We start from the raw sequence: 15,157 nt of genomic DNA, 5'->3' as shown, positions 1-15,157 counted from the left end.
ATCTCCTCCAAACGCGCTATTATACTTCAAGTTCGTTCGTTTGAATTAAATAGCGCATAACTTCAATTACAGCTACGTATAAATCTTCTGGAATTGTCTCATCTTCCTCGACTTGATAATATAAAGAACGAGCAAGCGGACGGTTTTCCACCATTGGTATTTCTTGTTCACGGGCAAGTGTTCGTATATATAATGCGAGTTCATCTTCCCCTTTTGCAACGACAATTGGTGCTGCATCAACGTGTTTATTGTACCTGAGTACGACCGAAATATGGGTCGGGTTGTTTACAATAAACGTTGCGCCATCCATCTTCTTCGCAATTGTTCCTTGCAATATGGCGTGCATAAAGTTTTTTCGTTTCCCCTTTACTTGCGGGTCTCCTTCATTATCTTTATGCTCTTGTTTTACTTCTTCTTTTTTCATCTTAATATCTTGTTCGTACTCCCACTTTTGATAAATGAAATCAATAATAGAAAGAACAATTAATATAATTAAAATAGCTAAAAAGATAAATTTAATTTGCCTTATAATTTCAGTAAGTGACGCAGTCCAATTAAATCCAATCATACTCACGATTTTCTCTAAATTCTTTTTAAATAGCACATAAGCGACGTAACCGATTAATCCCATATAAAACAGTGATTTCAAAATATCTACTAAACTTTTACGACTAAACAATCTTGTAAAATAGTTTTTTGGGTTAATACGTGACGCTTTCGGCTTAATAACTTTAGAAGAAAATAAGAAACCGACTTGAATCATATAATTGAATAAATGAAAAGCGTATACGAGTATTAATATCGGAGCTGATACTTTTAGTAGTAAAATCCCCATCATATAAAAATACTCGGTTGAATCTGTATTTTTTCCAATTTGATCAAACAGCACCGATACGGAATTGGCAATCTCAAACCCGAGCCAATCTCCAAAAAAGTAAACGACAACTGCTAACACAAGTATGGAAAATAAATTATTTAAATCTTTACTCCGGGCAATATTCCCTTCTTCACGCGATTTTTTACGCTTCTGCGGGGTGGCCTTTTCTGTTTTATTATCCTTTGCCATGCGCGTCCCCCTACTTCGTTAAGAAAAAGTTAAATAGTTTCGTATATTCCTCAAGCAATACATCCGTCATATTTTTAAACACATAACCGAGCATCGGTACACTCATTGCAATAAACAAAATACCACACGTAATTTTAATAACGTACGCATTCATAAAAACGTTTAATTGCGGAGCGTTTTTTGCGATTAAAATTAAAACAAAGTTAATGATGAACAAACTTCCCATGAGCGGAAGAGCAATTTCAACCGCTGATGTAATCGCAAATAATAACGTTGCGAGTAGACTATCTAAAAAACTAGTCGTCAACAATTTTGAAATCGCCTCTGTATATTGAAACGACTTTAAAATCGTGGCAACGAAATAATTAATGCCGCCAAGTGAAATAAAAATAATGAGAAAAAATATATCAAAAATGGTTGATAGTAAAGTAGACTGTGAGCCTGCATTTACATCAAACAAACTTGCTTGTGATAAACCGATATCAAAGTCTAAAATATGCCCGGCCATTTTCGGAATGTTCCACAGCATTTCTACAATTTTTGAAAGTGATAATCCAATTACAATTTGCGTACCTGCATAAGCTACAACGTCCCAAGTTGTCTTTATGTGAGAAACATCAACTTGATCGGCCACTGTAATGGAAAGAGCAAGTCCAAATGTAACCTTCGCCATCGCTGGAATAGATCGACCAGAGAAAAACGGTAAAAAATATAAAAATGAAGTAATGCGGCAAAACGCAAAAAACGTCGCCGCCCATAATTCCATATTCATTTCAGTCCACCTATCTTAGTACGAACGCAATAGCGATGGAATTTTATCAAATAAATCTAAAATAAGTGTCGTTAATTCTTGAAACATCCACGGACCTAAAATGATAATAACGAGTACAATACTCGCCATTTTCGGTAAAAACGTCAGCGTTTGCTCTTGAATTTGCATCATCGCCATAATGACAGCGATGATAATAACGACAATCATACTAACACCGGCAACCGGCATTAAAATCATAACCCCTTTATAAAAAAAGGTTTGAAAAATATCTATAATTGGTGACGTATTCATTTATATGACTCCTATCACATAGCATCAAACGCTTCAGGCGACCGTTTTAAACATAATGTCGACGATTTTTGTATATCCACCTAAATATACGAAAACGAGTATTTTAAACGGTAAACTTAAAATCATCGGCGGTACCATCATCATCCCGAGGTACATTAAAAGTGTACTAATAATCAAATCTATAAATACAAACGCTAAATAAATGAACATCCCCGTTAACAATCCTTTTTGAATTTGCGTTAACGTAAAGGATGGTACGAGCGTAAATAAGGAAAGATCTTTTAAATCTTTCGGCAACTCTTCTCCGCGCACTTTCAGCATCATTTTCAAATCATGCTTATACGTATGCTTTGACATATACTCTTTCATAATCGGAGCTGTCGTTTCCGCAGCTTGGCTTACCGTTATTTTCTCTTTCGTCATCGGATCCCACACATCGCTCTTTAGCTGCCCAAGAACAGGCTGCATCGTAAAGAGTGATAAAAATAAGGCAAGTCCAACAAGTACTTGGTTCGGTGGTAAATTCATTACCCCAAGTCCTTGACGTGTAATCCCAAGAACAATCATAAAATAAGTAAAATGTGTAAATAATAGAACGATAGATGAAGATAATGATAAAAGGGTAACGAGCGCAAATAGCTGTACACTTGAATTACTCGTAAACTCTTTTCCATTTTCGAAATTAATAAAACCGTTTTGGGCTGCATACGCTGGATTTACAAAAATAATTGAAAAAACGATAGAAAATACGAAAATAACGGCTAATAACGATAACTGTTTCTTTATTCTCATGATGGATCCTCTACTTTTTTCGTTTCACTCTTCACCGCGTCTTCTAGCGCTTGTTGAAACTGATTTCCTGTTCCTGTTAATTGCACAGATTGTACACCGTTATTACTAATAACAGTGAACACTTGCTTGCCGTCTACTTCAAATAAAAAGGCGCTCGTTTGATGATTTAAATAAACGCCGTCTTTCACCTGAATATGGCCATTTTCACCTTGTTTAAAAAACTGCTGTTTGCGCGTCTTTTTCGTCATATAATATGCACCGTAGCCGAGCGCACCAAACAGTAAAACGACTTGAAATAAGGTCGTCATATACGACATATGACTCCTCCTCTACTCTTTATCTTGCATTTGACTTTGCGCTTTCATAAGCGCAGCTTGCTTCTTGTCAGCTTCAATTTCAGAAATGATAATACCGAACTTCTCGTCCATTACGATCGCTTCTCCAATGCCGACTTTCATATTACTTAAATATACATCTACTTTATGTCCTAAGTTTTTCTCTACTTCCAGAACATCGCCAACTTTTAATTGCTTCACGTCACCGAGCGTAATAGATGCCTTTCCAAGCTTTACACCAAGTTCAATCGAAATATCTGAAACAGTATCAATATGTGCTTTACTTGCTTCATTTCGCTTTCCTGCAAATTCTTCTAATCCCATTAATGACACAGGAGATACTTCATGCTTCATATGGATCCTCCTACTCTACAAAACTTTTAAATAAGAGCGCCTTACGCGTTCCATCTTTTCCAATAAAACAATTAAATTTATGCTTTCCATCTACATAACCAAGTAATTCATCTGAAACTTTCGTATGAAGCGGAATAATATCGCCCTCTTCAATTTGTTCAATCTCGCCCATCGTCATCTTCTGCTCACCAATCGCAACGTGAACTGGTTTATACACTTGATTTACTTTCACTTCTACTTCAGATGTATACTTTTTACGCTTATCTGAAGAATGTTCGACAATATTTTCAGACGTTAACTTATCCATAATTTCTTCAACAGATAAGAACGGAATCCCGATGCGCACCGTCGTATTCCAAAAATCCGTTTTCATATTTACATTCAGTAATGAAATAATATCACTCGCTGTCGTAATCTTAAGTGCATTCGGATCTGTCTCCGTCGTTACAAATGTCGGTTTAATCGCTACAACACTTTCAAACGATTGCTCTAAATTTTTACATAAAAGCGAGAATATATTATCAAGCGTTAAAAACTCAAATGCTGTTAACGGTCTACGCATCGTAAAATTACGCTTACTATCCCCGCCAAGCCAGCACTCATGAATGTAAATAACAAATGCTAAATCAATCTCAATAACAATTTCTCCAAGCTCTGGAAGTCCGAGATCAATGACGCAATATAAATAATAATCTTTCGGCATTTTCTCCACATACTCACTCGTAAATGGAACTTGCTCAACTGTCGAAGGCTCTAAGTCAATCGGAATACGCATACGCGCTGACAACGTCTGTGACGTCTGTTTACCAAACGTAGAAGCAATCGCTTGCAAACTACGTAAATGTTCAACACCGAACTTCTCCGGTCTATTAAAATCATACTCTTGAAATTTATCTTGCTTCCCTGCTTCTTGTGCGAAAGCTGGCATTTCCTCGCCTTCATTTACCGCCTTCAGCAGGGCATCAATTTGCTCTTGGCTTAATTTATCGCCGCTCATGAAAATCCCCTTCCCTACCTTTTCAATTCAACGATTTCAACGTACATCTTTCCATTCTTCGTCAAAATCTTTCCGGTTCCAATCTCTTCATTCTCAAGCATAAGACGCACCGTATTTTTCGTTGAATTTTCAAGACGATACAATGTACCTTTCGTAATATGAAGCAGATCTTCAATTTTCTTTTTCGTATTTCCGATTTCAAAATAAATTGTTAACGGAATATCATCTTGTAATTTCAATCTAGCCACTCCCATATCATGTTTACGAAAATTTCATTTTCTCTCTATATATGAAACTTCTTATTTCGAAACGTCGATATTTAATATTTTTTTAATATATCCTTGCGTTTCTTTAAATGGAGGTACCCCTCCGTACTTTCTCACATTACCAGGACCAGCATTATAAGAAGCAAGCGCTAATACTAAGTCACCGTTATTTTTCTTTAAATAACCACTTAACTCTTTCACGCCGCCTTCAATACTTTCAGCTGGTGAAAATGGATTTTTTATACCCATCTCTTTCACATTCGCTGGCATAAGCTGCATAAGGCCCATCGCCCCTGCATGTGACACCGTTTTCGGATTAAAATTAGACTCTACTTCAATCATTTTTTGAATTAACGTTTTCGGAATTCCGTATGTACGACTTACTCTATCTATAATATCCTCATACTTCCCTTCATTTAAAGAACGTATTTTTTGAATATTATACTTCTTCGTTAATCCCCACGTATCTACAGCCTCATTTTTCGTTTCCGGGAAACGTCGTTCAAACTCTTTTTGCGCGACTTGCACTTCATCAACTTTCTTCGTTTCAGGCTTTTCTTCCGGCTGAATTGCTTCCTCTACTTTACTAGAATCACCTTTATTAACGAGCGCTTCTATTTTCGTAGATTGTACCGGCTGACTCATATCCTCTACTTTGGCCGGTTGCGTAGTAGCCTTCGTCTCCTTCATAGGCTCGCTTTGCAACTTCTCTCGAAACCTACTACTAACGAACGCCTGCGGACTACTTAACTTTTGCTGAATTTGTCCTTTCTTATATGCAAGCACTTCTTTTACTATATTTCCAACTAACATAATATCACCTTTTCGGTAAACAAAGATAATCTAATATTAGAGTTTTTTTTTAAAGTTTGCAATAATCCTTTTAATAATATTGTAATAAAAAAATGAATATATTGTTAAACTGTTATTTTTTTATATTTATTAATTCGAATTTTTAGTTGACACCCGCTATGACAGGGATTACAATAAATCTCGAAATTGATTTTTTTGCATATTACCGTTTTTCAATTTGCAGAAAAGTCAATATAAAAAAATGGGGGTTCTTAACATGAGAATTAATACAAACATTAATAGCATGCGTACACAAGAGTACATGCGCCAAAACCAAGCTAAAATGAGTAACGCTATGGACCGTTTATCAAGCGGTAAACGTATCAACAACGCTTCTGACGATGCAGCAGGTCTTGCAATCGCAACTCGTATGCGTGCACGTGAAAGCGGATTAGGTGTTGCTGCTAACAACACACAAGACGGTATGTCATTAATCCGTACAGCTGACTCAGCAATGAATTCAGTATCTAACATCTTACTTCGTATGCGTGACATCGCTAACCAATCTGCGAATGGTACAAACACAAAAGAAAACCAAGATGCATTGAACAAAGAGTTTGGCGCATTAAAAGACCAAATTGATTACATCTCTAAAAACACTGAGTTTAACGATCAAAAGCTATTAGATGGTTCTAAAGATTCTATCGCAATTCAAACTCTAGATAATGCTGATACTAGTAAACAAATTAATATTAGTTTATCAAATGTATCTACAAAAACATTAGAACTTAACGATTTATCAATTAGTGGTTCTGGAAAACAAACTGTTAAAATTACAGATGAAGACATAAAAAATGCCGCTGAAGATATTAAAGCTTTAAAAGCTGCTCAAAAAAAATTAGCTGAATTACCTGATGGTACTGGGACAGATAAAGCTGGTGATACTATCCCTGCAGCTGGGGAAAAAGAAATTCAAGACGCTGTTGATGAATTCAAGCAAGCATTTGATAAAGTTAAAGGCTTGATGAGTGATGAAAACATCAATAAAATCGAGGAAAAATTCACTGCATACAATGGTGATAAAAAACTTACCACAGCTCAAGGAATTGGCACAGAAATTGATCCTGCTACTATGATTAAAGCTGGTGATATTGAAAAATCAGGTCCAAACGCTTCTGCTGCTATTAAATCAATTGATGCTGCCCTTAAAACAATCGCTGACAATCGTGCAACTCTAGGTGCTACATTAAACCGTCTTGACTTTAACGTAAATAACCTTAAGAGCCAATCTGCTAGCATGGCTTCAGCTGCTTCTCAAATCGAAGACGCTGACATGGCGAAAGAAATGTCTGAAATGACTAAGTTCAAAATCTTGAACGAAGCTGGTATCAGCATGCTTTCTCAAGCAAACCAAACTCCACAAATGGTTTCTAAATTATTACAATAATCCATTTGAGTTAGTTTCATGAATAAACCTCTCTGCTTGCGGAGAGGTTTATTTTTTCTATATAGATAGATTATTTGAAAAAGCTTTCTTTTTTTATGTAGAAGAGAGCATCCGCAATGCATAGAAGCGGTCAGTGCTAATCTTAATCTCCTCTTATGTTAAAACACAAATAGCAAATAAGTATAAGCATTTTTATCTTTTCATGACCGTTTATTAGCTTTATAACACTAACTATATCAATCTATAAGGAGTGTCTATTATGCGTATTGGTACGAATGTTTTGAGTATGAATGCTAGGCAATCTCTATATGAGAATGAAAAACGTATGAATGTTGCAATGGAGCATCTGGCTACTGGTAAGAAGTTAAACCATGCTTCTAATAATCCAGCTAATATTGCGATTGTGACTCGTATGCATGCGAGAGCGAGTGGTATGCGTGTGGCGATTCGAAATAATGAGGATGCGATATCGATGCTACGTACAGCGGAAGCAGCTCTTCAAACTGTGACAAATATTTTACAGCGTATGCATGATTTAGCTGTTCAATCTGCTAATGGTACAAATTCAAATAAAAACCGTGATTCGTTAAATAAAGAGTTTCAGTCTTTAACAGAGCAAATTGGCTATATCGGCGAGACGACTGAGTTTAATGATTTATCCGTGTTCGACGGCCAAAACCGTCCTGTTACGTTAGATGATATCGGTCATACAGTAAATATAACGAAACATATTCCCCCTTCCCCTACACAACATGACATCAACATTTCAACAGAACAAGAAGCAAGAGCGGCGATTCGTAAAATTGAAGAGGCTTTACAAAATGTATCACTTCATCGTGCTGATCTCGGTGCTATGATTAACCGCCTACAATTTAATATCGAAAATTTAAATAGCCAAAGTACAGCGTTAACAGATGCTGCATCTCGAATTGAAGATGCGGATATGGCGCAGGAAATGAGCGATTTTTTAAAGTTTAAATTGTTAACTGAAGTTGCACTTAGTATGGTTTCACAAGCAAATCAAATACCGCAAATGGTTTCCAAGTTACTACAATCTTAAAAAAATCATCTTCCTTCTTTGAAACGATTCCATACAAAACAAAAGGGAAATACATATAAACTATGTATCTCCCTTTTATTTTGTACCCAAATTTTATTACTGCGTTACAGTCATAACCTGTCCACTGCGATCAACCATAATTTTCATTTTACCGTCTTGTGCGTTATATAACCCTAATTTATGCAAATCTTGTTTACATTCTTTTACAAAGAAAGGCAATGTGCGAATTTGATCGATATCAGAGCTCGTAATGAAATGAATTAAATGATGTGTCATTTCTTTTATATCATGAACAAGCTCTTCCTTTTCTCGCTTGATCCTTTCATTCTCAGCTCGTAATACATGTAATTCGCCTTCGAGACCACGAGCATTCTTTTCATCTTTTGAACGCTCTGCAGCCATGCTAGAAAGCTTATAGATTCCTTCCATAAACTGATGTAGTTCGTGCTCTTTTCTTTCACTACACTGACTAATCGTTTCAAAATTATCAACAATGCCAGATATAACTGTTACAAGATTTTTTTCGTTCTCTGTATTTGGAACTTCATTTCTTAATTCTTGTTTGTTTTCTTTTTTTATTTCAACAATTGGTTCTTTGACAGGTGTATATTTTCGCTTTCGTCCTGGTTTTTGTTTTTCAATATTTTCAAACGGTATTTCACATTTTTTTAATTTGTAATACGTATTTTGTAATTGACTTTCTGTTTTCGGAAAAAGATTTAGTTCTTTTTTACTAACGTATTTTGAAATATTAATAATGTTTAAACCGTGACGTTGGGAAAATTGATACACTTCATACAGTAACTCTAGCTCAGTCTTCAGCCATGTAATCGCTGATTTTTCATACGCTCGCATCCCACCATGTTTTTCTATATCTATTTGAAATAATACCATTCTATTATATAAATCAACTAGTTCTTCATATTTTACTTGGAATTGTTTTTCTATTTTTTTAAATTCCGCTTCTAGTTGCATATCGTTCATTTTATTATTTGACATGTTTTGTAAAAGACTTAATACATTGATTGCTGTGTGGTGATACATAATCTGTGCCACTCCCCCTCATCCTTTCACAATTCTCATCTGACTCCCATGTCTTCTCAGAAAATAGCAATTTTTACATATCCATATTATAACATTTCGAAATTGTCTGTCAAATAATAAACATACAAAAATGTATAGAAAGTATAGAAATAGAAAAAGATTTTTTCATTCATATGCATAATTGCATATGAATCACTTTTAATTATATTATATGGTATTTAGAATGTAATTTCACCGAAAAAATTTGCGTTATCACGAAAAATTACTAAAAAAATCCAAAGATACATTTTTATATTTTTAAATCAAAAATCTTTAAATGAAGATTTTTCATACATACAACCACAAACACTCCAAAAACGCTCCATCTTTCCACCTATACAGAGTATAAAACAGTAAAAAGGAACTAACCAATACTACACACGGTTAGTTCCCTTCTCTCCACCAAAAGAATAGAGTTATAAATAACATCTACAAAACTTCAATTGAAGTCTCACATCGTATGGAGCCCTACTAAGCACTGACCGCTATCACACGCGGCTAGTTTCCTATTCCAGAAAAAAGTAGAAAATTGTTCACCAGTTCTTCTAAAAAGCTCTCGGCGATCCACTTCTTCCATTCCCCCTAAAGCCTGCTCGACATCTCTGGTCTGAACATGGCATGGGACTCTATTAGGTACTGACCGCCACCACGCATGGCTAGAGCTTCTATTCCAGCTAAAAAAAGCTTTTAAATCTCTTTTACAGTACTAACTTATCTACTAAGCCGATTAACTCTTGAATATCTGGCTTACTTACTTGCGCATTTGCTCCTACCGCTTCGCCTTTATGGAATAATTCATTTGTAATTAATGAAGAGAAAATAATGACCGGTAAACGATTCATTACTTCACTATCTTTAACCACTTTCGTTAAATGGTGTCCGTCCATTTTCGGCATTTCAATATCCGTAATTAGCAAGTGAATATGTTCAAACATTTTTTCCCCTTGTTCTTTCGCTAATTTTTCAATTTGTGCTAACGCTTCTGCACCATTGCTGAAGAAGTTCATTTTCGTATATCCAGCTGATGATAATGTTTCTTCTAATATTTGGCGAAGCATTGCTGAATCTTCTGCAATATAAATCACTTTTTCAGCTCGATCTGTTTTCTGTTCTAACCCTGCAAGTGATTTATTGTCATAACCAGTACCACTAATTTCGCATACAATTTTCTCATAATCTAATAGCAAAATAATTTGTCCATCTAGTTTTACAATACCAGATGTCGTTTCTTCTAGCCCCATAGACAATGAAGCTGGTTCATCAATTTGTTCCCAAGAAATACGTTGAATACGATGCACTTCATCAACACGGAAAATAACTTTCATTTGATTTAATTCAGAGATAATAAATTTCGTTTGATCAAGTGGCTTTGTCGATTTTAAATTAAGAGCTGTCGCTAAGTTAATAACAGGTAAAATTTCACCACGTACTTGTACAACACCTTCAACTGCATGATGAGATTCTGGCACAGTTGTAACAGGGAATGGATTAATGATTTCACGTACTTTCATTACGTTAATACTAAATAGGTTTTCACCAACAGTATATGTAACAATCTCTAATTCATTTGTTCCGCTTTCTAATAAAATACTTTGTGCTTGTGACATAAAGGTGTCGCTCCCCTTCCATTAATTCCGTATATCTAATTATTAAGCTTTATTAAAACGAAAAAGTCAACTATCTATATAAAAAATATAGATAGTTGGACGATTCATTTATTTAAAAAGACAATTAATCTTGTATAAACGAAGCAAGTGCTTCTAACAACACTTCTTGTGCTCCTACAATTTCTGTCGGCATTGCTTCCCACTTTTTCGAAAGCTCCGTTTCTACTCTTATTCTTAGCTCCGAATCCATTTCTTCTAGCACATATTCTTTCGTCGCTATATCAACATCAAGTAGCGCAAGTGCATATAATTCTGGATCATTTATTTTTTTAAATAATTGTTTCAATATAGCTGGTGCTATATGTTTTAATTTTTCAATATGAATTTCCTTATCCGAAAATAGTAACTCATATTGAATAAACGTAACATTTTCTTTAATTACTTTAAAATAGCAATTATTTTTTTTATCATTTACAAAATAACCGTTCGGATCAGCAATAATACTCTCTACTTGACGAATTAAATTCGGCAAACTACTCGCCGCCATAACAGTCCGCTGCTCAACCTCACTTGGCGAAATGAATGTAACGCGATACTTATTCTGCGCCATCCTCCTCACCTCTCCTTTTATAAAAATCTATCATCACAAACGATCCAAAAGGCACTGGTCTGCCATAAAACGATTAACCATCCCAGTAACCTTTCATCGATCCATTTTTGCAACTACACTTCGCTTAAATCCTCTTAAACTACCCTAGTAACTCTCCATATCTCTGGTCTTACACACCAGTCGAGCACCACATAGGCACTAACCGCCACCACACTCCGCCAGGACCTCTCTCAAAACCTAAAAAAGAGCTTTTAAAGTCTTTTAAGACCTTTTCAATAACTCGATGTTATTGAACCAAAATGCAATCTGCTGATCCGTTATCCCTGATAGTGTAATAAAAAACTCACGGCACTTCATCTCGTCCTTAAACAGTTGGTACTTCCATTCTCCTTCGCTACCAACACTTATGAAATAAAACTCATGAATACGGCCAATGATTGATTGCTTTTCACCAAATGAATATGCAGGTACTTGCTTAATTTCAAATTGATCCGGTAAATATATATGCTCTTCTCGTTCCATTTTTAACACTTGCTCTGCAAGTTCACGTTTATTTTCGAAAAAAGGCAATTGTAAAATTCGTTCTTGTCTTGTCGTCATACGAATAAAAAACCCTTTCTACTGCATTACAATTTTACTTTATGATATATTATCGAATTAAGTTTACAACTTCATTTAATACTTCATCTGACACTTTAATTACTTTCGCATTTCCTTGGAATCCGCGTTGATAAAGCATTAAATCAACAAATTCTACAGATAAATCTACGTTTGAACTTTCTTTTGCTGATCCTCGTACATTACCTGCACCATTCTCACCAGCAACACCTATTCCTGGAATACCCGCTGATGGTGTCGCAACGTAATTTCCATTTCCTGTTTTCATTAATCCACCTGAATTAGGGAATGTAGCTACAGCTAATTGTCCTACAACTTTCATACTACCATCCGAATATTTCATCATAACGAAACCACCGTCAGAAATAGAATAGTCATTTGCAATTGCAGCTGGGCGCCCCGTTACTTCTGTTGTAGAAATAGTTTTTCCTGTTGGATAATTTGTTAATCCGCTTAAATCAAGTGTTAGACCACCACCAAAAGGAATTTGAACAGATCCACCTTTAGTAATTTCACCAGTTACTGGATCTTTTTGTACAGCCTCATCTGTCTCCTTTAAATTTCCTAATGTATCAAATTTAAGATTTTTTTCGCCCGTCATGCCTTGGACAGGCTTAAATTCTTTTTCGTTTTTAGAATCATTCCTTACAGAAACTGTATATGTATATTCGCCTGGCACTGGCTTTTCAACTTCTTTACCATCTACAGTCTCTTTTGTAGTCTTTTGCTTAATATTTACACGTAACGTTAACGAGTTCCCTTCCGCATCAAAAACTGTAAATTCGTGAGATAATGCATTTTGGTTTCTAGGAAGGTTTCCGCCTATTGTCGCTTTATCTGTTTGAATCCCACCAACAGCTGATCCCATTGGAATATGAATTGGGCTTGGTCGTGAAGAAAAATCTATTTCTTGTGTTCCTGTTTTCACACCATAACCTAACACATACTGTCCACCTGTAGTTGTAACATAGTTATCTTTCGATACACCAAAAGATCCTTTTCTCGTATACTCTACATTTCCACCGTTACGATCACCAACTAAAAACAAACCGTTTCCTTCTATCGCTGTTTCCATCTTATCACTAGTTAAAGTAATAGAACCATCACTAAAATCTGTAGATGTCCCACTGAACTTTACACCGTTACCAATACTCTTTGGATTCGTACCAGCATAGGCACCATCACCACGTGAACCAACCGTATTATTATATAGCAAATCATCAAAAATAGCTTTTTGCTTTTTATATCCAACCGTTTGTGCATTTGCAATATTATTTGAAGTAACACTTAATGCATTTTGTGCTGCATTCATCCCTGTAATACTTGTATATAACGCTTTAATCATAACCTTTGTACACTCCTTTTATTAATCTGGCTTAACCTCTTCATTTTTTTCTATATCATCTTTCTTCTCATCTTCCGGATTAGTTTCTGTTATCGGTTTATCAGAAACCCTTTCTATGAAACGAAGTGAGACAACTTGATTATCAACAATAAGTTGCACATCGTTATTTTCAGCAAGTCGAACTGTTTCCACTTGACCAGTCACTTGCTTTCCATTATTGCTTACACCTCTAACATACTTTCCTAAAAACTTCATCCCTCCATCAAGAGCCGTCGAATACATCGTTGATTGCAGTTTATCTACTGCTTTTGTCATATTCTGTACTTGCTCCATAAGCGATAGCTGTGCTGTTTGGTTCATCATTTGGTTCATATCCATCGCATTAAACGGGTCTTGATGTTGAAAGCTTGCTAAGAAAAGTTTCAGGAAATCATCTTTATCCATAATACCGGGTGTTTTTTGAGTACTTGCTGATACTCCGTTTGCTTGTTGAGCAGTCGACTGTGCACCAGTAACAGATGCGTTTTTTGTTTGTGCTCCTGCTTGTAACGGAATATGATTTGTACTCGTTGTATTTAATCTAACTGTTGGCACACTTTATTCCTCCAATAATCCCGCAAATTCTTTTGATTCTTGTTTTTCATGTCTCGTACTTGCTAGTTTTTGTTTTTGTCTTTGCTCTTGCTCACGCTGCTCTTTACGATTTTCATCTTTATCTGCATAACTAATTTGAATATTGATTTCTTTTTCTTTTAACTTCAATCTCAACTCATCAAAAATGATTTCAACACGTTTTTTCGCATCGTGTTTTTCCATTTCTACGTGAACATCAATTTGATCTCCATGTTTTTTCATAAACACTGTTAATGTACCAAGTTTTTCTGGATTTAACTGAAATAACACACGTTCTTGTTTCACTACAAACTTTTGCAAGGCTTCTACTTGTGCTTCCATTTTCTTTCCTAAGTCAGGCAATGAAACTTTCTCAGCGCCACTATTGGATTTTCCTATTTGATCAGTACTTGTCGCTTTATTTAATAACTCTGCACCGGCAGAATTCGAATCGTTGAATACATCACCTTCTGGCAACTCTAACTTGACATCTTCGCTCTCAGCTTTCGGAAGATCTCCCTCTAAGTCTTTGGACTCTTCTTGTTTCTTTGCAATATTACAAGTTTCTGTTTCCACTACTTTCAATACTTCCATCGTTTGCTCTGGCATCTTCACTTTGTCTAAAACCATTTGCATTGTATCTTCTAAACATATAGCATTTTTGATATTCATATTGGAAAGAAGTTCTTGTAATTGTTGTAATTCACCTGCGGGTAATTCGTTAAGTTTTATATTTCCATATTCTTTATATAGCTCTTGTATTTTTTGTATGTATTGATATAACAATTCTGGCTGCACGCGTAATTGCTCAATTGCAACCATTTGCTCAGATACAGCTAACAACAACTGTTCTGTCTCTTTTTTTTCTTCTTTCTTTACAATTGGCTCTTCTTTCGTTACTGATTGTTTAGAAAGAATATATTCTTTTTTTTCTTCTTTTGGTGCTTCTTCTCGTTTCATTTTCTCCGTTTTCGGCTGCTTTTTATTTTCCATTCTCATCGTACGATCGAATGAAGAATCTTCACTTTTTGATTGTACTTCTAGCCCTTTTTCTTTTTGCGGAGGTAAACTTTGTTGCACCGGTAATACAGACTGTATCACTACATTCAC

Annotated in this window: 18 protein-coding genes; 2 read left to right on the top strand and 16 right to left on the bottom strand. The window is 35.5% G+C overall.

Going from position 1 to position 15,157, the window contains the following annotated elements; translation table 11 throughout:
• Positions 1-19: 19 nt before the first annotated feature.
• Genes flhB through MR070_RS06110 form a run of 9 tightly spaced genes read right to left on the bottom strand, consistent with a single transcriptional unit; the run spans position 20 to position 5,686 of the window.
• On the bottom strand, positions 20-1,066 hold the full coding sequence (gene flhB / locus MR070_RS06150; RefSeq protein ID WP_001030104.1) for a flagellar type III secretion system protein FlhB: 1,047 nt from the start codon (positions 1,064-1,066) through the stop codon (positions 20-22).
• A 10-nt stretch (positions 1,067-1,076) separates the two neighbouring features.
• Positions 1,077-1,838, bottom strand: coding sequence for a flagellar biosynthetic protein FliR (locus MR070_RS06145; RefSeq protein WP_139895803.1), 762 nt, complete (start codon positions 1,836-1,838; stop codon positions 1,077-1,079).
• A 15-nt stretch (positions 1,839-1,853) separates the two neighbouring features.
• Positions 1,854-2,129, bottom strand: a complete 276-nt coding sequence (locus MR070_RS06140; RefSeq protein WP_001098085.1) for a flagellar biosynthetic protein FliQ — start codon at positions 2,127-2,129, stop codon at positions 1,854-1,856.
• A 33-nt stretch (positions 2,130-2,162) separates the two neighbouring features.
• Positions 2,163-2,921 carry a flagellar type III secretion system pore protein FliP gene (locus MR070_RS06135; RefSeq protein ID WP_001220586.1) on the bottom strand — a complete coding sequence of 253 codons (759 nt, stop codon included), beginning with the start codon at positions 2,919-2,921 and terminating at the stop codon, positions 2,163-2,165.
• On the bottom strand, positions 2,918-3,238 hold the full coding sequence (locus MR070_RS06130; protein ID WP_000121176.1) for a hypothetical protein: 321 nt from the start codon (positions 3,236-3,238) through the stop codon (positions 2,918-2,920). Before MR070_RS06130 ends, MR070_RS06135 begins: the two co-directional genes overlap by 4 nt.
• Before the next feature lie 12 nt (positions 3,239-3,250).
• Positions 3,251-3,610 carry a flagellar motor switch protein FliN gene (gene fliN, locus MR070_RS06125; RefSeq protein ID WP_000680021.1) on the bottom strand — a complete coding sequence of 120 codons (360 nt, stop codon included), beginning with the start codon at positions 3,608-3,610 and terminating at the stop codon, positions 3,251-3,253.
• A 10-nt stretch (positions 3,611-3,620) separates the two neighbouring features.
• Entirely contained in the window at positions 3,621-4,607 is a 987-nt protein-coding gene (gene fliM / locus MR070_RS06120) for a flagellar motor switch protein FliM (RefSeq protein WP_242260796.1), read from the bottom strand.
• Positions 4,608-4,621: 14 nt separating this feature from the next.
• The gene (locus MR070_RS06115) at positions 4,622-4,846 is read right to left on the bottom strand and encodes a flagellar motor switch protein FliN (protein ID WP_000775712.1); all 225 of its coding nucleotides are present in this window, start codon (positions 4,844-4,846) and stop codon (positions 4,622-4,624) included.
• 60 nt (positions 4,847-4,906) lie between these two features.
• Entirely contained in the window at positions 4,907-5,686 is a 780-nt protein-coding gene (locus MR070_RS06110) for a lytic transglycosylase domain-containing protein (protein WP_242260794.1), read from the bottom strand.
• A gap of 256 nt (positions 5,687-5,942) precedes the next feature.
• Here MR070_RS06110 and MR070_RS06105 point away from each other — a divergent pair, with 256 nt between their 5' ends.
• Complete coding sequence (locus MR070_RS06105) at positions 5,943-7,112, top strand: flagellin N-terminal helical domain-containing protein (protein WP_242260792.1); 1,170 nt, start codon at positions 5,943-5,945, stop codon at positions 7,110-7,112.
• A gap of 259 nt (positions 7,113-7,371) precedes the next feature.
• Complete coding sequence (locus tag MR070_RS06100) at positions 7,372-8,172, top strand: flagellin N-terminal helical domain-containing protein (RefSeq protein ID WP_242260790.1); 801 nt, start codon at positions 7,372-7,374, stop codon at positions 8,170-8,172.
• 96 nt (positions 8,173-8,268) lie between these two features.
• On the opposite strand, the gene MR070_RS06095 is transcribed toward MR070_RS06100, so the two are convergent.
• The 7 genes from MR070_RS06095 to MR070_RS06065 all read right to left on the bottom strand — a co-directional run bounded on the left by MR070_RS06095 (position 8,269) and on the right by MR070_RS06065 (position 15,148).
• Positions 8,269-9,216, bottom strand: a complete 948-nt coding sequence (locus tag MR070_RS06095; RefSeq protein WP_141101244.1) for a DNA-binding domain-containing protein — start codon at positions 9,214-9,216, stop codon at positions 8,269-8,271.
• A 737-nt stretch (positions 9,217-9,953) separates the two neighbouring features.
• Positions 9,954-10,862: a chemotaxis protein gene (locus tag MR070_RS06090; protein WP_000075958.1), complete on the bottom strand. Its 909-nt coding sequence runs from the start codon at positions 10,860-10,862 to the stop codon at positions 9,954-9,956.
• Positions 10,863-10,986: 124 nt separating this feature from the next.
• On the bottom strand, positions 10,987-11,472 hold the full coding sequence (locus MR070_RS06085; RefSeq protein WP_087994371.1) for a LysR family transcriptional regulator: 486 nt from the start codon (positions 11,470-11,472) through the stop codon (positions 10,987-10,989).
• A gap of 261 nt (positions 11,473-11,733) precedes the next feature.
• A complete protein-coding gene (locus MR070_RS06080; RefSeq protein WP_242260788.1) occupies positions 11,734-12,072 on the bottom strand; it encodes a DUF3964 family protein in 339 nt (112 codons plus the stop codon).
• 49 nt (positions 12,073-12,121) lie between these two features.
• Positions 12,122-13,435 carry a flagellar hook protein FlgE gene (gene flgE, locus MR070_RS06075; protein ID WP_242260786.1) on the bottom strand — a complete coding sequence of 438 codons (1,314 nt, stop codon included), beginning with the start codon at positions 13,433-13,435 and terminating at the stop codon, positions 12,122-12,124.
• A gap of 21 nt (positions 13,436-13,456) precedes the next feature.
• Positions 13,457-14,029 (bottom strand): flagellar hook assembly protein FlgD, encoded by a 573-nt coding sequence (locus MR070_RS06070; protein WP_242260784.1) that lies wholly within the window; start codon positions 14,027-14,029, stop codon positions 13,457-13,459.
• A 3-nt stretch (positions 14,030-14,032) separates the two neighbouring features.
• Positions 14,033-15,148, bottom strand: a complete 1,116-nt coding sequence (locus MR070_RS06065; RefSeq protein ID WP_242260782.1) for a flagellar hook-length control protein FliK — start codon at positions 15,146-15,148, stop codon at positions 14,033-14,035.
• Positions 15,149-15,157: the final 9 nt, after the last annotated feature.

This window comes from Bacillus cereus group sp. BfR-BA-01453 (assembly GCF_022662915.1).
GTDB classification, from domain to species: domain Bacteria; phylum Bacillota; class Bacilli; order Bacillales; family Bacillaceae_G; genus Bacillus_A; species Bacillus_A paranthracis.
This window is presented reverse-complemented; position numbering and strand designations above follow the sequence as displayed.

What these genes read in the sequence shown, in the direction of transcription:
- flhB (WP_001030104.1), bottom strand. Translation starts at nt 1,066, where the DNA reads ATGGCAAAGGATAATAAAACAGAAAAGGCCACCCCGCAGAAGCGTAAA.
- MR070_RS06145 (WP_139895803.1), bottom strand. Translation starts at nt 1,838, where the DNA reads ATGAATATGGAATTATGGGCGGCGACGTTTTTTGCGTTTTGCCGCATT.
- MR070_RS06140 (WP_001098085.1), bottom strand. Translation starts at nt 2,129, where the DNA reads ATGAATACGTCACCAATTATAGATATTTTTCAAACCTTTTTTTATAAA.
- MR070_RS06135 (WP_001220586.1), bottom strand. Translation starts at nt 2,921, where the DNA reads ATGAGAATAAAGAAACAGTTATCGTTATTAGCCGTTATTTTCGTATTT.
- MR070_RS06130 (WP_000121176.1), bottom strand. Translation starts at nt 3,238, where the DNA reads ATGTCGTATATGACGACCTTATTTCAAGTCGTTTTACTGTTTGGTGCG.
- fliN (WP_000680021.1), bottom strand. Translation starts at nt 3,610, where the DNA reads ATGAAGCATGAAGTATCTCCTGTGTCATTAATGGGATTAGAAGAATTT.
- fliM (WP_242260796.1), bottom strand. Translation starts at nt 4,607, where the DNA reads ATGAGCGGCGATAAATTAAGCCAAGAGCAAATTGATGCCCTGCTGAAG.
- MR070_RS06110 (WP_242260794.1), bottom strand. Translation starts at nt 5,686, where the DNA reads ATGTTAGTTGGAAATATAGTAAAAGAAGTGCTTGCATATAAGAAAGGA.
- MR070_RS06105 (WP_242260792.1), top strand. Translation starts at nt 5,943, where the DNA reads ATGAGAATTAATACAAACATTAATAGCATGCGTACACAAGAGTACATG.
- MR070_RS06100 (WP_242260790.1), top strand. Translation starts at nt 7,372, where the DNA reads ATGCGTATTGGTACGAATGTTTTGAGTATGAATGCTAGGCAATCTCTA.
- MR070_RS06095 (WP_141101244.1), bottom strand. Translation starts at nt 9,216, where the DNA reads ATGTATCACCACACAGCAATCAATGTATTAAGTCTTTTACAAAACATG.
- MR070_RS06090 (WP_000075958.1), bottom strand. Translation starts at nt 10,862, where the DNA reads ATGTCACAAGCACAAAGTATTTTATTAGAAAGCGGAACAAATGAATTA.
- MR070_RS06085 (WP_087994371.1), bottom strand. Translation starts at nt 11,472, where the DNA reads ATGGCGCAGAATAAGTATCGCGTTACATTCATTTCGCCAAGTGAGGTT.
- MR070_RS06080 (WP_242260788.1), bottom strand. Translation starts at nt 12,072, where the DNA reads ATGACGACAAGACAAGAACGAATTTTACAATTGCCTTTTTTCGAAAAT.
- flgE (WP_242260786.1), bottom strand. Translation starts at nt 13,435, where the DNA reads ATGATTAAAGCGTTATATACAAGTATTACAGGGATGAATGCAGCACAA.